Here is a 20,421-nt window from a genome sequence, read left to right as displayed (position 1 = left end):
TTCCTAAAAGGAACAAATAATCACTAGACTTTTATTTTTCATAGGATTATAATATGCATATATGTAAAAATTCAATATAAAAATTTGAAGGAGGACAAATCAATGGGAAGAAAAATGAAAACCATGGATGGTAATCATGCAGCAGCACACGCTTCGTATGCTTTTACTGACGTTGCTGCTATTTACCCAATTACACCTTCATCCGTTATGGCGGAAGCTACAGATGAATGGGCTACTCAAGGTAGAACAAATATTTTTGGACAAACAGTTCAAGTTACAGAAATGCAATCAGAAGCAGGAGCTGCAGGTACTGTACACGGTTCTTTAGCAGCAGGTGCTTTGACAACAACATACACAGCATCTCAGGGATTATTGCTTATGATTCCTAATTTATACAAAATTGCAGGTGAACAATTACCAGGTGTATTTAACGTATCAGCTCGTGCATTAGCAAGTCATGCGTTATCTATTTTTGGCGATCATTCAGATGTTTATGCTTGTCGTCAGACAGGTTGTGCAATGCTTTGTGAATCAAGTGTGCAGGAAGTTATGGACTTAACACCAGTTGCACATTTAGCAGCAATCAAAGGAAAGATTCCATTTATCAATTTCTTTGATGGATTTAGAACTTCTCATGAAATTCAAAAAATTGAAACATGGGATTATGAAGATTTAAAAGATATGGCAGATATGGATGCGATTGATGCATTTAGAAAACATGCTTTAAATCCAAATCACCCATGTCAAAGAGGTTCAGCTCAGAACCCAGATATTTTCTTCCAAGCTAGAGAAGCTTGTAATCCATATTATGATGCAATGCCTGCAATCGTACAGGAATATATGGATAAAGTGAATGAAAAGATTGGAACAAATTATAAGTTATTCAATTACTATGGTGCAGAAGATGCAGAACATATTATTGTAGCTATGGGTTCTGTATGCGATACTATTGATGAAACAATTGATTATTTAATGGCAGCAGGACGTAAAGTCGGTGTTGTTAAAGTTCGCCTTTACAGACCATTTAGTGCTGAAGCATTAGTAAAAGCAATTCCAGATTCTGTAAAACAAATTACAGTTCTTGATAGAACAAAAGAACCTGGAGCACTCGGAGAACCATTATATCTAGATGTTGTAGCTGCATTAAAAGGAACAAAATTTGATGCAGTACCAGTATTCACAGGACGTTATGGATTAGGATCTAAAGACACAACTCCGGCTCAGATTGTTGCGGTATATAACAATAATGAAAAACAGAAATTTACAATTGGTATTGTTGATGATGTAACAAACTTATCATTAGAAGTTGGTGCACCATTAGTTACAACTCCTGAAGGAACAATTAACTGTAAATTCTGGGGACTTGGTGCAGATGGTACAGTTGGAGCCAATAAAAACTCTATTAAGATTATTGGTGACAATACAGATATGTATGCGCAAGCATATTTTGATTATGATTCTAAAAAATCAGGTGGTGTAACAATGTCACACCTTCGTTTTGGTAAGAGCCCAATCAAATCAACATATTTGATTAAACAAGCTAATTTTGTTGCCTGTCATAACCCATCTTATGTTAATAAATATAATATGGTTCAGGAATTGGTAGACGGTGGAACATTCTTATTGAACTGTCCATGGGATATGGAAGGTTTGGAAAAACATTTACCAGGACAGGTGAAAGCGTTTATTGCAAATCATAATATTAAGCTTTATGTAATTGATGGTATTAAGATCGGAAAAGAAATCGGACTTGGTGGACGTATTAATACAGTTCTTCAGTCAGCATTCTTTAAACTTGCTAATATTATTCCAGAAGACCATGCGATTGAATTAATGAAAGCAGCTGCAAAAGCTTCTTATGGTAAAAAAGGTGACAAGATTGTACAGATGAACTATGACGCTATTGATGCAGGAGCAAAACAGGTAGTAGAAATCAAAGTTCCAGAATCTTGGAAAAATGCAGAAGACGAAGGTTTATTCACACCAGAAGTAAAAGGTGGAAAGGCAGAAGTTGTAGATTTTGTTAAAAATATTCAGGCAAAAGTAAATGCGCAAGAAGGAAATACACTTCCAGTATCTGCATTTACAGAATATGTTGATGGATCTACACCATCAGGTACAGCAGCTTATGAAAAACGTGGTATTGCAGTAGATATTCCAGTATGGAAATCAGAAAACTGTATCCAATGTAATCGTTGTGCATATGTATGTCCTCATGCGGTTATCCGTCCAGTAGCATTAACAGAAGAAGAAGCAGCAAATGCACCAGAAGGACTTGAAACAATCGATATGATTGGTATGCCAGGGTTAAAATTCACAATGACTGTATCAGCATATGACTGTACAGGTTGTGGTTCATGTGCAAATGTATGTCCAGGTAAGAAGGGTGCAAAAGCACTTGTAATGGAAAATATGGAAGAAAATGCAGGAAAACAAGACTTCTTTGATTATGGAAGAGAAATTCCTGTAAAACCAGAAGTGGTTGCTAAATTCAAAGAAACGACAGTAAAAGGAAGTCAATTCAAACAACCATTACTTGAGTTCTCAGGAGCATGTGCTGGTTGTGGAGAAACTCCATATGCAAAATTAGTTACACAATTATTTGGTGATAGAATGTATATTGCAAATGCAACAGGTTGTTCTTCAATTTGGGGTAACTCTTCACCATCTACACCATATACAGTAAATGAAAAGGGACAAGGTCCTGCATGGTCTAACTCTTTATTTGAAGATAATGCTGAGTTTGGTTATGGTATGTTGTTAGCACAAAAAGCATTGAGAAATGGATTGAAAGCAAAAGTAGAAAAATTAGTTGAAAGTGGAGATAATGAAGCAGTTGTTGCAGCTGGTAAAGAATGGTTAGAAACATTTAATTGTGGTGCAACAAACGGAACAGCAACTGATAATTTAATTGTTGCTTTAGAAAACTGCGATTGTGGATGTGAGTTAAGAAAAGATATCCTAAATAATAAAGATTTCTTAGCGAAAAAATCACAATGGATCTTTGGTGGAGACGGTTGGGCTTATGATATCGGATTTGGCGGTGTTGACCATGTATTAGCATCTGGTCAAGATATTAACATCATGGTATTTGATACAGAAGTTTATTCTAATACAGGTGGACAATCTTCTAAATCTACACCTACAGGTGCTATTGCTCAGTTTGCTGCAGCAGGTAAAGAAGTGAAGAAGAAAGATATGGCAAGTATTGCTATGAGTTATGGTTATGTATATGTAGCACAGATTGCAATGGGTGCTGACTTTAATCAGACAGTAAAAGCAATTGCAGAAGCAGAAGCATATCCAGGACCATCATTAATTATTGCGTATGCACCTTGTATTAACCATGGTATTAAGAAAGGTATGAACAAGGCACAAACAGAAGAAGAATTAGCAGTAAAATCAGGATATTGGCATAACTTCCGCTTTAACCCAGCAGCAGAAGGAAATAAATTTACTCTTGATAGTAAAGCACCAACTGAAAGCTATAGAGAATTCTTAGATGGTGAAGTTCGTTATAATGCTTTAGCAAGAATGAATCCAGAAAGAGCAGAGGAATTATTTGCTCAATCAGAAAAAGCAGCAAAAGAAAGATATGCTTACTTGAATAAATTAATTACTCTTTATGGAAATGAAGAATAAAAACAATTAATGAAAAGGGGCTGTCGTTTCACGATTTAATAAATTGTGAGGCGGCAGCTTCTTTTCATGAAATTTGTGAAAAAATAAAAAACATTTTACAATTCACAGAAAGTATGTTAGAATATAAAACAATTGAATAACTGAAAGATAGAGGTGCATTTTTAAAGAGTACGGTTTAGTTATAGTAGGACAGACTTCTAAACAAGAAAGGGAAAGATGCCGAAGGATAAATTCTTTGTCCAAGGATTTATTCTGGGACGTTGTATAAGATACAACGTACTGTCACAGAATTGTGGAGCGCTATCATAGATTAGAATATATATAATTGTTGTATAATCTCATTGTATACATAACCATAGACGTTCCTTTAAGAAGTCTATGGTTTTTTTCATTCTAAGAAGTGATCGGTTTGTTTCAGTCATTCAAAAGAAAAAGAATGAAGAGAGGGTTTATGATGAGAGAAAGATTAAGAAAAAGAGTACCAGCAATTATAAGTATGACTTTGTTATGTGTACTTGTGTGTTCAATGACAGTATTTGCAGCGGAGGAGCCTCCGAAACCAGAGTTATATGCAACCTTTTGGGCATTGGTGCCACCAGTTGTAGCGATAGCTTTAGCATTAATTACAAAAGAGGTGTATAGTTCGCTTTTTGTTGGGATTTTAGTAGGTGCATTATTTTATTCAGGTTTTTCTTTTGAGGGAACAGTTACACATATTTTTCAAGGTGGAATGATTAGTGTACTTTCGGATAAGAATAACGTTGGAATTCTAGTTTTTCTTGTGATTTTAGGAGCGATGGTGTCTCTAATGAATAGAGCCGGAGGTTCGGCTGCGTTTGGGCGTTGGGCAGGAGAACATATTAAAACAAGAGTTGGGGTTCAATTAGCTACAATTGTTCTAGGGGTATTGATTTTTATTGATGACTATTTTAATTGCTTAACAGTAGGTAGTGTTATGCGTCCCGTGACAGACAAACATAATGTATCTCGCGCAAAGTTAGCGTATTTAATTGATTCAACAGCAGCGCCGATTTGTATTATTGCACCAATTTCTTCATGGGCTGCAGCTGTTACTGGTTTTGTAAAGGGAGAAGATGGTTTTTCTATTTTCATTAAAGCAATTCCGTACAACTTCTATGCTTTACTTACGATTGTTATGATGATTGCGATTGTGACGATGAAAGTAGATTATGGTCCAATGAAGATTCATGAAGATAACGCAAAAAAAGGGGATATTTATACAACTCCTGACCGACCATATGAAAATGCATCAACAGAGGTAGTGAATCACAATGGAAAAGTAATTGATTTAGTAATTCCTATTTTATCCCTTATTGTGTGCTGTGTAATTGGTATGATTTATACAGGTGGATTTTTTGAAGGAACAGATTTCGTTACAGCATTTTCAAATAGTAATGCTTCGGTAGGTCTTGTTCTAGGAAGTTTCTTTGGTTTGGTTATTACAATTGCTTTATATGCAATTCGAAGAGTATTAAGTTTTTCAGATTGTATGTCATGCATTCCAGAAGGTTTCAAAGCAATGGTTCCAGCAATTATGATTTTAACATTTGCATGGACTTTAAAAGCTATGACAGATAGCTTAGGTGCAGCTACATATGTAGAAGGTTTGGTGAAAAATTCAACAGGAAGTTTAATGAATTTCTTACCTGCTATTATTTTCTTAATTGGTTGCTTATTAGCTTTTGCCACAGGTACTTCATGGGGAACATTTGGTATTTTGATTCCAATTGTTGTGGAAGCGTTTGCAAACAAACCAACGCTTATGATCATTGCTATTTCAGCATGTATGGCCGGTGCTGTTTGTGGAGATCATTGTTCACCTATTTCAGATACTACGATTATGGCATCAGCAGGTTCACAAAGTAATCATGTTAATCATGTTTCTACACAGTTGCCATATGCAATAACTGCAGCTGTAGTTACTTTTATAACATACATTGTTGCTGGATTTACGCAATCAGCATGGATTTCCTTACCATTTGGTATTGTGCTAATGTTAACAGTATTGTTTGTAATTAAAAAAAGCATCAAAAGTGAGTAGTGTTGATAAACTAAAATATATTGCAGATAAGGAAAAAAATGTGGTATTATGTATCTATAGTCAAAATGGCAAGGATAGTTAAAACTGTCCTTAAAATAAGGAGGGTGTGACATGAAAGTTACAGAAAGAATCGCAAAATTACGCTCGTTGATGGAAGAAAAAAATATTGATATGTATATTGTTCCATCAGCGGATAATCACCAGAGTGAATATGTTGGAGAACATTTCAAGGCGAGAGAATTTATCACTGGATTTACAGGTTCTGCAGGTACAGCAGTAATTACTAGAACAGAAGCAGGTCTTTGGACAGATGGAAGATATTTTCTTCAGGCAGAACAACAGTTAGAAGGTTCGGGCGTAGAACTTTATCGTATGGGGAATCCAGGTGTTCCTACAGTTCTTGAATTTATAGCAAATAAATTAGAAGAAAATGGTACATTAGGTTTTGATGGGCGTCTTGTTGCGGTTGATGAAGGAAAGGAATACGCAAAAGCAGCATCAACAAAAGGCGGAAGCATCAATTATGTTTATGATTTAGTTGATGAAGTATGGGAAGATCGTCCAGCATTGTCTACAGAAAAAGCATTTGCATTAGACGAAAAACTTGTTGGAGAAAGTACTGAATCTAAATTAGCACGTATTAGAAAAGTGATGGAAGAAGTAGGAGCGAATGTTCATGTTATTACTTCCTTAGATGATGTTGCGTGGACATTGAATGTTAGAGGAAATGATGTTGCTTATTCTCCATTATTATTAAGTTACCTTATCATTACAATGGATCAAGTTGATTTATATGTAGACGAAACAAAGTTAAATGATGAAATTAGAGCAAACTTTGATAAAGTAAATGTTGTTCTTCATCCATATAATGATGTTTATGAAGCAATGAAAGCATATGGTTCTGAAGATACATTGCTTATTGATCCAGATAGATTAAATTATGCTCTTTATTACAATATTGGGGAAAATGTTCATACAGTAGAAAAACAGAATCCAACCGTATTAATGAAGGCAATGAAAAATGACGTGGAACTTTCCAATATAAGAAATGCTCATATTAAAGATGGCGTGGCAATGACAAAATTTATGAAATGGGTAAAGGAAAATGTTGGTAAAATGACAATTACTGAGATGAGTGCATCTGAGAAATTGGAACAATTCCGTGCGGAACAGGAAGGATTTTTATGGCCAAGTTTTGAGCCAATCTGTGGTTATGGAGAACACGCTGCTATTGTACATTACACTTCTACACCAGAAACAGATGTGGAATTAAAAGAAGGAGCTTTATTCTTAACAGATACAGGCGGAAATTATTATGAAGGTTCTACTGATATTACAAGAACATTTGCGTTAGGTGAAGTGAGTGATATTGAAAAAGTGCATTTTACAACAGTTGCAAAAAGTATGTTAAATCTTGCAAATGCAAAATTTATGTATGGAGCAATGGGAGTAAACTTAGATATTCTTGCAAGAAAACCTTTCTGGGATATGAATTTGAATTTTAACCATGGAACAGGACATGGTGTAGGATATTTATTAAATATTCATGAAGGTCCTTCTGGAATTAGATGGCAATATAGACCAAGTGAAACAACACCATTTGAAGAAGGAATGGTTGTTACAGATGAACCAGGAATTTATATTGCGGGTTCTCATGGAATTCGTACAGAAAATGAATTGATTGTCCGTAAAGGAGAAGCAAATGAATATGGTCAGTTCATGTATTTTGAGACGATAACATTTGTACCAATTGATTTAGATGCGATTAATCCAGAAATCATGTCAGAAGAAGATAAGAAAATGCTAAATGATTATCATAAACAAGTATTTGAAAAAATTTCTCCATTCTTAAATGAAGAAGAAACAGAGTGGTTGAAAAAATATACAAGAGAAATTTAATAAAGAAGAAAAAGTGGAAATTCTAGTTGGATTTCCACTTTTTTATTTGCATTTTAGTTATGAAAGGTCTAATTATAAGTTAGATAGGATGTGATTTTGCGTAATCATAAGAGATAAAACTATTGTGAGAAACTTCTTTTTTTGTATAAAAGATGTTATAATAAATTAAATTGTCAAAAATATAAATAGAATGAAAATAAAATAGGAGAGTACAGATATATGAAGTTAAATGAATTAGCAGAATACGAATTGCTACAAGAACATTACTTAAAAGAGTTGAAATCTGATGGATATATATTGAAACATAAAAAAAGTGGAGCAAAAGTTGTTCTTCTTTCAAATAATGATGAAAATAAGGTGTTTTCTATCGGATTTCGCACTCCACCCAAAGATAGTACAGGGTTGCCACATATTTTGGAACATTCCGTTTTGTGTGGTTCTAGAAAATTTCCATCAAAAGATCCGTTTGTTGAATTGGTAAAAGGATCTTTAAATACGTTTCTTAATGCAATGACATATCCTGATAAGACGGTGTATCCGATTGCAAGTTGTAATGATAAAGATTTTCAGAACTTAATGCATGTATATATGGACGCAGTGTTTTATCCAAATATCTATGAGCATGATGAAATTTTTCGTCAGGAAGGCTGGAGTTATAAGCTAGATAATGCTGACGCAAAGTTGGAGTATAATGGTGTTGTATATAATGAAATGAAAGGGGCTTTTTCTTCTCCAGAAGGAGTTTTAGATAGAGTTGTGTTGAATTCATTATTTCCAGATACTTCTTATAAAAATGAATCTGGAGGGGATCCGGAAGTAATTCCACAATTGACATATGAACAATTTTTAGATTTTCATAGAAAATATTATCATCCATCTAATAGTTATATTTATTTGTACGGAAACATGAATATGGAAGAAAAATTAGAGTGGCTTGATAAGGAATACTTAAGTCAATTTAATGCAATAGAGATTGATTCTGAAATCAAAAAACAGGAACCATTTACAGAGAGAAAAGAAGTAGAAATTGCTTACTCTATTTCAAGTAATGAATCGGAAGAAAATAATACGTATTTATCGTATAATAAGGTTATAGGAACGAGCTTAGATCCTAATTTATATTTGGCATTTGAAATTTTAGATTATGCTCTTCTTTCCGCACCTGGTGCACCACTTAAGAAAGCACTTGTAGATGCTGGAATTGGAAGAGATATTATGGGGTCCTATGATAATGGGATTTTTCAACCAGTCTTTTCTATTGTTGCAAAAAATGCAAATCTTGAGCAAAAAGAAGAGTTTATTTCTGTTATTGAAGAAACATTAAGAACTATTGTGGAAAAAGGGATGGATAAAAAAGCGATTGAAGCGGGAATCAATTATCATGAATTCCGTTATCGTGAGGCTGATTTCGGCAATTTCCCAAAAGGACTAATGTATGGATTGCAGATATTTGATAGTTGGTTATATGATGATGAGAAACCATTTATTCATTTAGATGCTATTGAAACATTTGAATTTTTGAAACAACAAGTAAACACAGATTATTTTGAGAAGCTAATACAGAAATATTTATTAGAGAATACACATGCTTCAGTTGTAGTTGTAAAGGCAGAAAAAGGGCGTACAGCCAGACTAGAAAAAGAGTTAGATGAAAAATTACAAGCATACAAAGAAAGTCTTTCTAAAGAGGAAGTGGACAGACTTGTAGAAAGAACAGCACAATTGATTGCATATCAGGAAGAACCGTCTACGGAGGAAGAACTAAAAACCATTCCTGTTCTTGAAAGAAAAGATATTTCAAGAAAAATTGCACCAATTTATAATGAAGAAAAATATTATGAAGATACACTGATGGTTTATCATAACATTGAAACGAATGGAATTGCTTATGTAGATTTATTGTTTGATTTATCCTCTGTTCCAGTAGAAATGTTGCCGTATGTAGGAATTTTGCAATCTGTTTTAGGAATTATTGATACGAAAAACTATGCGTACGGAGAACTATTTAATGAAATTAATGTTCATACTGGTGGAATAGGTACTTCGCTGGAAATGTATCCAAACGTGACGAAAACGAAGGAAAAAGAATTCAAAGCTACTTTTGAAATGAAATCAAAAGCATTGTACAATAAACTTCCGATTGCGTTTGCTATGATGAAAGAAATATTAGTAAACTCTAAATTAGATGATGAAAAAAGATTAAAAGAAATTTTGGATATGACAAAATCAAGATTGCAGATGCGTTTTCAGTCGGCAGGCCATTTAACTTCTGCACTTCGTGCAATGTCATATACATCTCCATTAGCAAAATTTAAAGATGTTACAAATGGAATTGCATTTTATAAGACAATAAATGATATTTGTGAACATTTTGAAGAGAGAAAAGGAGAATTGATTCAGAATTTGCAAAAATTATGCAGAATGCTTTTTAGAGCTGATAATATGATAATTAGTTATACGGCAGCAGAAGATGGACTTGCAGATATGGAACAACTAATTGCAGATTTAAAAGTAGACTTGTATAAAGAAAGTGCAGAGAGTGTTCCTTGTATATTGCATTGTGAGAAGAAAAATGAAGGATTTAAGACTTCTTCTAAAGTGCAGTATGTGGCAAGAGCAGGGAACTTTATTGATCAAGGAGAAGAGTATACAGGAGCCCTTCAAATATTGAAAGTCATTTTAAGTTACGACTATTTGTGGCAAAATGTCAGAGTAAAGGGTGGCGCATACGGATGTATGAGTAGTTTTAATCGTCTAGGAGATGGATATTTTGTATCTTATCGTGATCCAAACTTAGAAAAGACAAATGAAATTTATGAAGGAATAACAGAATATCTTCGTAATTTTGATGTATCTAATAGAGATATGACAAAATACATTATTGGAACAATTAGTAATATGGATCAACCGATGAATCCGGTGGCGAAAGGAGACCGTTCCTTAAATCTTTATATGAATCATGTCTCGAAAGAAATGATAGAAAAAGAAAGAGAACAAATATTAGATGCAACACAAGAGGATATTAGAAAACTTGCTGATATAGTTGAGGCAATACTTAAAGCAAATCAATTATGTGTTATCGGTGGAGAAGACAAAATTGAGGAACACAAAGAATTGTTTGATGAAATAAAAGATTTATTTTAAATATATAAAAGTGAGGTAAGCATGAGAAAAGATTATAAATCAGGTTTTGTAACATTAATTGGTAGACCAAATGTTGGCAAATCGACGTTGATGAATTATTTGATTGGACAGAAAATTGCAATTACATCAAATAAACCACAGACAACACGAAATAGAATTCAGACTGTGTTGACAACAGAACAAGGACAGGTTGTATTTGTGGATACACCTGGAATCCACAAAGCCAAGAATAAGTTGGGAGAATATATGGTAAATGTGGCAGAACGTACATTAAATGAGGTGGATGTTGTGCTTTGGCTTGTAGAACCATCTACGTTTATAGGAGCTGGAGAAAAACACATTGCAGAACAGTTAAAAAAGGTGAAAACTCCAGTAATTCTTGTGATTAATAAAGTAGATATGGTTAAGAAAGAAGAAGTTTTGACATTTATTGATGCTTATCAGAAACTATATGACTTTTCGGAGATTGTCCCAGTTTCTGCAAAAAGCGGAGAAAATACAGATGAATTAGTGAACGTTTTATTTCAATATCTCCCATATGGTCCGCAATTTTACGATGAAGATACAGTGACAGATCAACCACAAAGGCAAATTGTTGCAGAAATTATAAGAGAAAAAGCATTACATGCGTTGAATGAAGAAATTCCACATGGGATTGCTGTTTCGATTGAAAAGATGCAGTTCAAAAGAAAAATTGTGGAAATTGAAGCAACGATTATTTGTGAAAGAGATTCGCACAAAGGAATCATTATAGGAAAACAAGGGAGTATGTTAAAGAAAATAGGAACGAATGCTCGCTATGAAATGGAAAAAATGTTAGAGATGCAAGTGAATTTGAAATTGTGGGTAAAGGTAAAAAAGGACTGGAGAGATAGTGATTTTCTTATTAAAAACTTTGGATATACAAAAGATGAATAATATTTTGAAAACGGTGGAAGTTTTTTACTAGTATAGAACAAAAGTAATCGGAGAACCTAAAAAGAGAGGAACAGAAGAAGAGGTGATTCGATGGAACTTACAGCGTGGGATAGATTTTCTAAAACAGGGAAAATAGAAGATTATTTAGAATACTGCAAGAGTAGAATGAAAAAGACAGAGGAATACAATTGTGAAGCAGCCAGTGATAGTGACAGGTATTGTGCTGTCAGTAACCCCTATAGGGGAGTACGATAAAAGAGTCGTAATTCTAACCAAAGAAAAAGGAAGGATTTCAGCATTTGCAAAAGGGGCAAGAAGACCAAATAGCCAGTTTGGAGGTGCTGTAAGTCCTTTTTGCTTTGGAGAGTTTACGTTATATGAAGGAAGAAATTCGTATAATATTATGCAAGTTCATATTTCCAATTATTTTCAAGAATTAAAAAATGATATGGAAGCTACATATTATGGATTTTATTTTATGGAATTTGCAGAATATTATACAAGAGAACAAAATGATGAAACAGAAATGCTTAAATTATTGTATCAAACTTTTCGAGCGTTGACTAAGAAAAATATTTCAAATGAATTGATACGTTGCATATATGAACTGAAGGTAATATATATTAATGGAGAAGGACCACAAGTATTTCAGTGTGTAAAATGTGGAAATAAAAGTATTCCGTTTGTATTTAGTATAAAGGATGGGGGACTTCTCTGTGAAAAATGTGTAAAACAAAGGAATAATACAATGAAAGTCGATACATCTACACTGTATGCCATGCAATATATTGCTAGTTCATCTATTGAAAAATTATATACATTTACAGTGTCAGAACAAGTTCTAAAAAAACTGAAAAAAATTGTGTCGGAATATCTTTTGTTTTATGTAGATAAAACGTTTAAATCATTGGAAATATTGGAAATATGTTTAAAATAGATAAAGAATATCTAGTTGACTTTACAATCATATAGAAAGAATGTATAATAATTAACAATTTATAGAGTACATCAATTACATATAAAGCTTGATAGTGAGACTTATATATATAAGTTTGAAAATAAATGTAAAGGAGAGAGAAAGCGAATGGAAAAGACAATGGAAAAAATTGTAGCAGTAGCAAAATCGAGAGGATTTGTATATCCAGGTTCAGAGATTTATGGAGGTTTGGCGAACACATGGGATTACGGTAACTTGGGTGTAGAATTGAAAAACAATGTAAAAAGAGCGTGGTGGAAGAAATTCATTCAAGAAAACCCATATAATGTAGGGGTTGATTGTGCTATTTTGATGAATCCACAGACTTGGGTGGCATCAGGACATTTGGGCGGTTTTAGTGATCCATTAATGGATTGTAAAGAATGTAAGGAAAGATTTCGTGCAGATAAATTAATTGAAGATTTTGCAGCAGAAAATGGAATTGAATTGACAGAAAGTGTAGATGCTTGGTCAAAAGAACAGATGGAAGATTGGATTAAAGAACATAATGTTCCATGTCCAACTTGTAAAAAACATAATTTTACAGAAATTCGTCAATTCAATTTAATGTTCAAAACATTCCAAGGGGTTACAGAAGATGCAAAAAACACAGTATATTTACGTCCTGAAACAGCGCAAGGAATTTTTGTAAACTTTAAAAATGTGCAACGTACATCAAGAAAGAAAATTCCATTTGGAATTGGACAGATCGGTAAATCATTCCGTAATGAAATTACACCAGGTAACTTTACTTTTAGAACAAGAGAATTTGAACAAATGGAATTAGAATTTTTCTGTGAACCAGGAACAGATCTTGAATGGTTTGCATATTGGAAACAATTTTGTTTAGATTGGTTATATTCACTTGGATTGAAAGAAGAAGAAGTGCGTGCAAGAGACCATTCGCCAGAAGAACTTTGTTTCTACAGTAAAGCAACAACAGATGTAGAATTCTTATTCCCATTTGGTTGGGGTGAATTATGGGGAATAGCTGATAGAACAGATTACGATTTATCTCAGCATCAAGAAGTGTCAAAACAAGATATGACATATTTTGATGATGAAAAGAAAGAAAAATATATCCCATATGTTATTGAACCTTCTCTAGGAGCAGATCGTATGGTGTTAGCATTTCTTTGTAGTGCTTATGATGAAGAAGAATTGGAAGGGGGAGATGTACGTACAGTAATGCATTTCCATCCAGCGTTGGCACCAATCAAAATTGGTGTATTACCACTTTCTAAAAAATTAAATGAAGGTGCAGAAAAAGTATTTGCTGAATTATCAAAAACATACAATTGCGAATTTGATGATAGAGGAAACATTGGAAAACGTTACCGTCGTCAGGATGAAATTGGAACACCTTTCTGTGTGACTTATGATTTTGAATCTGAAGAAGACGGAGCGGTTACAGTTCGTGACCGTGATACAATGGAACAAGAAAGAATAAAAATTGAAGATTTAAAAACATACTTTGAGAAAAAGTTTGAATTTTAGTTATTTGGGGACGTAGTAAAATTATAAAATACTACGTCCCCAAATAGAAAATGCCCTGTCCCTTTTTACAGAACACTTGCTTTGAATGAATAATAAAAAAGGGAAGGTGAAATATGCCACGTCAACGAAGAAGAAAAAGTTCTACGGGATTTTATCATGTAATAGCAAAAGGAATAAATCGAGAAAAAATTTTTAATCAAACGCGTGAAAAAAATTATTTAAAAAAAATTTTGAAAAACCATTTACAAGAGGAAAAAGTGGAAATTTACGCGTATTGCATTATGTCTAATCATGTACATCTAATTATCAAATCAGAATTAGCAGCTTTAGCTGTATTCATGGCCAAATGTCTGGCACAATATGCAGAATATTATAATTACAAACATAATCGAAATGGACATGTTTTTCAAAATCGCTTTAAAAGTGAATGTATAGAAACAGAACGATATTTTTGGAATTGTGTTCGCTACATTCATTTGAATCCGATGAAAGGTAATAATGAAAATAGTTATTTACAATATAAACATAGTAGCATTAGAGAATATAGATTATTAAAAACAGATTTACTTCACAAAAATGCTTTGGATATATTTCAAAGAAAATTTGAAGAATGGGAGGATGTTGTAAATTTTCATAATAAAAAGCAATATGTAGTTGTAGATGATGTGATAGAAGAATTGAATTTACAGAAACAGAAAATTGCTATGAATATTTTAGAACAAATGAAAATAGAAAAGAATTTATCCAAAATTGAGGAAATTATTGAGGAAAAAGAGTTGCGTGAAGAGTATAAGGAAAGATTAATTAATAAAATGAGAATCTCCAATGCAAAAAGTGAAGAATTATATTTGTTTGTGAAAAGAACTATTATTAGTGAATAATTGAATAAAAGAAGAAGTTCTGTAAAAAGGGACAGGGTATTACCTGATTGGGGACATAGTGAAATAGTAAAGTGCTACGTCCCCAATCAGTGTATTATAGATGAGAAATGCCTTTTACGGAAGAAATGTATTCTGAAGGAGACATTCCAACAGCTTTTTTGAATTGCTTTGAAAAATATTGAAGGGAGCTGAAAGAAAGATGATGTGCGACTTCGGTACAGTTCATTTTTTGGCTACGAAGAAGTTCTTTTGCATAATCTATTTTTAATTTTTGAAAATATGCCATAGGACTGCAGCTGTGCTTAGCAGTAAATATTGTGTGTAGGACAGAGCGACTTATAGAAAATGTTTTACAAATAGAAGAAATGGTTAAGTTATCACAAATATGTCTTTTCATAAAAGATGAAATTTCTTCTGGAAGATTATCTTTAATAGAAGAATTTATGCGAGATGACATAACAGGATTTTCAAGATGGTTTCGTTTTAGTGTGATTAAAAGCAATTCTAAATAAAGTGAAATTAATTGTTGTGCTCCAAAAGGTGCATTTTCGCATAATTGTACTTGCTCTATCGAAGGAATGTGCAATGGAGAAGAAAATGTATTTTTTGCCTCTGTAATTATTTTAGAAATGAGAATTCGCTCTTCTAAAGTAAGTGTACATTGAAAATTATAGAAAAATCTTATGGAAGGAGAATGGCAATCAAAGGAAATGGCGATGAGATTAGGAGCTTTCTTACTGATAGATTGAATGGCGTGAAATTCATTTGGTTTATGAAAAATAATATCACCTGCAGATAGAGTGTATTGTCTATCATTAGCTTGTACAGAAACGGTTCCTTTGTCTACATATAAAAATTCCCAAAAATTATGAGACTCTCCAGAAAAAATAAAATCGTTCATATATTCAAAATAGTGGACAGTTATAATAGATTCAACTAAAAATTCTTTTTTTAATTTTGTGCTGATATAGGTCATTGTATAGTCTCCTATGTTTTTGATTTTTTATTATTTTAACAGAGTGAAGAAAACAAATAAAGATAAAATGACAAGTTTTTAAAATAAAATAACAAGCCGATCTGAGAAGGAGTATATATAATAAAATTTATAAAATAGACAGGGGGAAGAAAGATGAATAAAAAATTAAAAGTAGCTTTAGCAGGGCTTGGTAGTAGAGGAAAAGATACATATGCACCGACAGCAAAGTTGTTTCCGGATAAAATGGAGATTGTAGCAATTGCGGATATCGATAATCAAAAGGTGAATGAGGTAGCAAAAGAATACAGTATACCGACAAAGATGTGTTTTTCTAGTGCGGAAGAGTTAATTGAGCAAGAAAAATTAGCAGATATTATGTTTATTACAACGCAGGATAAGCAACATGTTATGCAAGCAATTCCTGCATTAAGAAAAGGTTATCATTTATTGCTAGAGAAACCGATTTCACCAAGATTAGAGGAATGTAGAGAAATTTTAGAGGTGGCAAAAGAATGTAACAGAAAGGTTATTGTATGTCATGTTCTTCGATATACGCCAATCTATTCCAAATTGAAAGATATTTTGGATAGTGGAGTGATCGGAGAAGTTGTTTCGGTAATGTCTATTGAAAATGTAGGATATTGGCATCAAGCACATAGTTTTGTACGTGGAAATTGGAGAAATTCAGAGACGACAAGTCCGATGATTTTGCAAAAATGTTGTCATGACATGGATTTACTTCTTTGGCTTACAGGGAAAACTTGTGAGTCGATTTCATCATTTGGGGATACATATTTGTTTAAGGAAGAATGTGCACCAAAAGGAGCAACACTTCGTTGCATGGATGGGTGTAAAGTAAAAGAAACCTGCCCATATGATGCTGAAAAAATTTACTTAGAACATCATCGAATTGGCGCAAAAACGGGTTATAAGGAGTGGCCATTAGATGTGTTGACGTTACATCCAAGTGTAGAAACAATTTTAGAAGCAATCAAAACAGGTCCATATGGAAGGTGTGTATATCATTGTGATAACAATGTAGTAGACCATCAGGTTGTGAATATGAAAATGACAGATGGAACAACAATTAGTCATACAATGTGTGGATTTACTGCTACGGGAAGTCGATATGCGAAATTCATGGGAACAAAAGGTGAAATTATTTCAGATATGACGGAAAATACAATTAAAATCACAGTATTTGGGCAAAAAAATACGGAAGTTATTGATATATCTAAAATTGCTTCAGATTTCTCTGGGCATGGTGGTGGGGATAATCGAATGGTTGAAGAATTTTTAGATATGCTGCTGAATGAAACAGGACCTACAAAACGGACCACTTCGTTAGAAGAATCAGTAGAGAGTCACTATTGTGCTTTGGCAGCAGAAGAGTCGAGAATAAATGGTGGTCAGGTGGTTTCGTTAGATAAATATAGAAATGGGAAATAAATAGTTTTCTGTCGAAAAGACCTTGACGAACCTTGACAAACCGTATAAAATATATGTGCGATAGATTATCGTATTGCAGTATGCTAATAATAAGAAGAGATCCTTTTTATTAAAAAATATTATGTAGGAGGTCGTAAAGACATGGCAAAATGGGTTTATATGTTCACTGAAGGTGACGCAACCATGAGAAACACTCTTGGCGGTAAAGGTGCTAACCTTGCTGAAATGACAAAATTAGGTCTTCCAGTACCACAAGGTTTCACAATTACAACAGATGCTTGTACTCAATATTATGAGGACGGAAGAAAAATCAACGATGAAATCATGGATCAAATCATGGAAGCAATCGTTAAAATGGAAGAAATTACAGGAAAGAAATTCGGAGATAAAGAAAATCCACTTCTTGTATCTGTACGTTCGGGAGCAAGAGCTTCTATGCCAGGTATGATGGATACAATCTTAAATCTTGGTTTAAACGAAGAAGTTGTAGAAACTTTAGCTAAAGCTTCTAACAATGCTCGTTGGGCTTGGGATTGCTACAGAAGATTTATCCAAATGTATTCTGACGTAGTTATGGAAGTAGGTAAAAAATACTTTGAAGAATTAATCGACAAGATGAAAGAAGATAGAGGGGTAACACAGGATGTTGACCTTACAGCAGAAGATCTTCATGAACTTGCAGAACAGTTCAAAGCTGAATATAAAGAAAAAATTGGTGAAGATTTCCCTTCAGATCCAAAAGAACAGTTAATGGGAGCTGTAAAAGCTGTATTCCGTTCTTGGGACAACCCACGTGCTAATGTTTACCGTCGTGACAACGATATCCCATATTCATGGGGAACAGCTGTTAACGTACAGATGATGGCATTTGGTAATATGGGAGATGACTGTGGTACAGGTGTTGCATTTACTCGTGACCCAGCTACAGGAAATAACGGTTTATTCGGAGAATTCCTTACAAACGCTCAAGGTGAAGACGTTGTTGCTGGTGTTCGTACACCTATGCACATTTCAGAAATGGAACAAAAATTCCCTGAAGCATTTGTACAGTTCAAAGAAGTATGCCAGACTCTTGAAAAACATTACAGAGATATGCAAGATATGGAATTTACAGTAGAACACGGTAAACTTTATATGTTACAGACACGTAATGGTAAGAGAACAGCACAGGCTGCTTTAAAAATTGCTTGTGATTTAGTTGATGAAGGAATGAGAACAGAAGAAGAAGCTGTTGCTATGATCGATCCTCGTAACTTAGATACATTACTTCACCCACAGTTTGACGCTGAAGCATTAAAAGCTGCTACACCAATGGCAAAAGCACTTGGAGCATCTCCTGGGGCTGCTTGCGGTAAAGTTGTATTTACAGCTGATGACGCTAAAGAATGGGCTGCAAGAGGAGAAAAAGTTGTTCTTGTACGTCTTGAAACATCACCAGAAGATATTGAAGGTATGAAAGCTGCTCAAGGTATCTTAACAGTACGTGGTGGTATGACATCTCATGCTGCTGTAGTTGCTCGTGGTATGGGTACTTGCTGTGTATCTGGTTGTGGTGATATCACAATGGATGAAGCAAATAAGAAATTTACATTAGCTGGAAAAGAATACCATGAAGGAGATTCTATCTCTCTTGACGGTTCAACAGGTAACATCTATGATGGAATCATTCCAACAGTAGATGCTACAATCGCTGGAGAATTCGGAAGAATCATGGGATGGGCTGATAAATATAGAACATTAAAAGTTAGAACAAATGCAGATACACCAGCAGATGCTAAAAAAGCTCGTGAACTTGGTGCAGAAGGTATCGGTCTTTGCCGTACAGAGCATATGTTCTTTGAAGGTGACAGAATTGATGCATTCCGTGAAATGATTTGTTCTGATACAGTAGAAGAAAGAGAAGCTGCTCTTGAAAAAATTCTTCCAGTACAACAAAATGACTTTGAAGGATTATTTGAAGCATTAGAAGGTAACCCAGTTACTATCCGTTTCTTAGATCCACCACTTCATGAGTTTGTACCAACAACAGAAGAAGATATCAAAAAACTTGCAGATACTCAAGGAAAAACAGTTGAACAGATTAAAGCAATCATTGATTCTCTTCACGAATTCAACCCAATGATGGGTCACAGAGGACTTCGTCTTGCTGTAACTTATCCAGAAATCGCTAAAATGCAGACAAAAGCTGTTATCCGTGCAGCAATCAATGTTCAGAAAGCACATAGCGATTGGACAGTAAAACCAGAAATCATGATTCCATTATCATGTGATTCTAAAGAATTAAAATATGTTAAAGATATGGTAGTAGAAACAGCTGATGCTGAAATCGCTGCTGCAGGTGTTGAACTTGCATACGAAGTTGGTACTATGATTGAAATCCCAAGAGCTGCTCTTACAGCTGATGAGATTGCAAAACAGGCAGACTTCTTCTGCTTCGGTACAAACGATTTAACACAGATGACATATGGATTCTCTCGTGATGATGCTGGTAAGTTCTTAGATGCTTACTACGATGCAAAAATCTTCGAAAACGATCCATTTGCTAAATTAGACCAAATCGGTGTAGGTAAATTAATGGAAACAGCTATTAAATTAGGAAAACCTGTTAATCCAAACCTTCACGTAGGTATCTGTGGAGAACATGGTGGAGATCCAAGTTCTGTAGAATTCTGCCACAAAATTGGCTTAGACTATGTATCTTGCTCACCATTCCGTGTGCCAATCGCAAGATTAGCTGCTGCTCAGGCTGCTATCAATAATAAATAATACACTGTATATAGAAAGTGTAGGAACTTAATTAGTTTCAATAACAGAACCCCTTACGCAATCAAAGCGTAAGGGGTTTTTTGACTCTAAGTAAATAGTTGGGGTGGGATTTTAAAATCCTGCCCCATTGTTGTCTTTGAGATTGTTATATCTATTTAGGATGAGCTTTCTGTTTCGATTATAATTGCTCAACAAGAAAAGAGTAATTTTC

12 protein-coding genes and 1 riboswitch are annotated in these 20,421 nt (G+C 34.0%); of the genes, 11 read left to right on the top strand and 1 reads right to left on the bottom strand.

Annotated features, from left to right (window positions below; translation table 11 throughout):
• The first annotated feature begins 102 nt into the window (after window positions 1-102).
• From nifJ to ACY2U7_RS00470, 9 genes are all read left to right on the top strand, one after another.
• Entirely contained in the window at window positions 103-3,642 is a 3,540-nt protein-coding gene (nifJ, locus tag ACY2U7_RS00510) for a pyruvate:ferredoxin (flavodoxin) oxidoreductase (protein WP_461812012.1), read from the top strand.
• Window positions 3,643-3,782: 140 nt separating this feature from the next.
• Window positions 3,783-3,953, top strand: a riboswitch (Lysine riboswitch).
• A gap of 185 nt (window positions 3,954-4,138) precedes the next feature.
• Window positions 4,139-5,704: a Na+/H+ antiporter NhaC family protein gene (locus ACY2U7_RS00505; RefSeq protein ID WP_461812025.1), complete on the top strand. Its 1,566-nt coding sequence runs from the start codon at window positions 4,139-4,141 to the stop codon at window positions 5,702-5,704.
• 111 nt (window positions 5,705-5,815) lie between these two features.
• Window positions 5,816-7,603 (top strand): aminopeptidase P family protein, encoded by a 1,788-nt coding sequence (locus tag ACY2U7_RS00500; protein WP_461812013.1) that lies wholly within the window; start codon window positions 5,816-5,818, stop codon window positions 7,601-7,603.
• A 219-nt stretch (window positions 7,604-7,822) separates the two neighbouring features.
• Window positions 7,823-10,747: an insulinase family protein gene (locus ACY2U7_RS00495; protein ID WP_461815647.1), complete on the top strand. Its 2,925-nt coding sequence runs from the start codon at window positions 7,823-7,825 to the stop codon at window positions 10,745-10,747.
• Window positions 10,748-10,768: 21 nt separating this feature from the next.
• Window positions 10,769-11,665, top strand: coding sequence for a GTPase Era (era, locus tag ACY2U7_RS00490; RefSeq protein ID WP_461812015.1), 897 nt, complete (start codon window positions 10,769-10,771; stop codon window positions 11,663-11,665).
• A 90-nt stretch (window positions 11,666-11,755) separates the two neighbouring features.
• The gene (locus ACY2U7_RS00485) at window positions 11,756-11,920 is read left to right on the top strand and encodes a hypothetical protein (RefSeq protein ID WP_461815646.1); all 165 of its coding nucleotides are present in this window, start codon (window positions 11,756-11,758) and stop codon (window positions 11,918-11,920) included.
• Window positions 11,856-12,602 carry a DNA repair protein RecO gene (gene recO / locus ACY2U7_RS00480; protein WP_461815645.1) on the top strand — a complete coding sequence of 249 codons (747 nt, stop codon included), beginning with the start codon at window positions 11,856-11,858 and terminating at the stop codon, window positions 12,600-12,602. The genes ACY2U7_RS00485 and recO overlap by 65 nt, the downstream gene beginning before the upstream one ends.
• Before the next feature lie 147 nt (window positions 12,603-12,749).
• Complete coding sequence (locus ACY2U7_RS00475; RefSeq protein ID WP_461812018.1) at window positions 12,750-14,138, top strand: glycine--tRNA ligase; 1,389 nt, start codon at window positions 12,750-12,752, stop codon at window positions 14,136-14,138.
• A gap of 113 nt (window positions 14,139-14,251) precedes the next feature.
• Complete coding sequence (locus ACY2U7_RS00470) at window positions 14,252-15,019, top strand: transposase (protein WP_461815644.1); 768 nt, start codon at window positions 14,252-14,254, stop codon at window positions 15,017-15,019.
• Window positions 15,020-15,113: 94 nt separating this feature from the next.
• Here ACY2U7_RS00470 and ACY2U7_RS00465 read toward each other — a convergent pair whose 3' ends face one another.
• The gene (locus tag ACY2U7_RS00465; protein WP_461812020.1) at window positions 15,114-15,995 is read right to left on the bottom strand and encodes an AraC family transcriptional regulator; all 882 of its coding nucleotides are present in this window, start codon (window positions 15,993-15,995) and stop codon (window positions 15,114-15,116) included.
• Between the two features lie 153 nt (window positions 15,996-16,148).
• Here ACY2U7_RS00465 and ACY2U7_RS00460 point away from each other — a divergent pair, with 153 nt between their 5' ends.
• Together ACY2U7_RS00460 and ppdK are read left to right on the top strand one after the other, a co-directional pair.
• Window positions 16,149-17,444 (top strand): Gfo/Idh/MocA family protein, encoded by a 1,296-nt coding sequence (locus ACY2U7_RS00460; RefSeq protein ID WP_461815643.1) that lies wholly within the window; start codon window positions 16,149-16,151, stop codon window positions 17,442-17,444.
• Window positions 17,445-17,585: 141 nt separating this feature from the next.
• Window positions 17,586-20,210: a pyruvate, phosphate dikinase gene (gene ppdK / locus ACY2U7_RS00455; protein WP_461812022.1), complete on the top strand. Its 2,625-nt coding sequence runs from the start codon at window positions 17,586-17,588 to the stop codon at window positions 20,208-20,210.
• Window positions 20,211-20,421: the final 211 nt, after the last annotated feature.

The sequence above is a fragment of the Faecalimonas sp. genome, assembly GCA_029264305.1.
In the GTDB taxonomy this organism is placed as follows: domain Bacteria; phylum Bacillota; class Clostridia; order Lachnospirales; family Lachnospiraceae; genus Faecalimonas.
The sequence above is the reverse complement of the archived record's forward strand: the minus strand, read 5'-3'. Positions and strand labels throughout refer to the sequence as shown.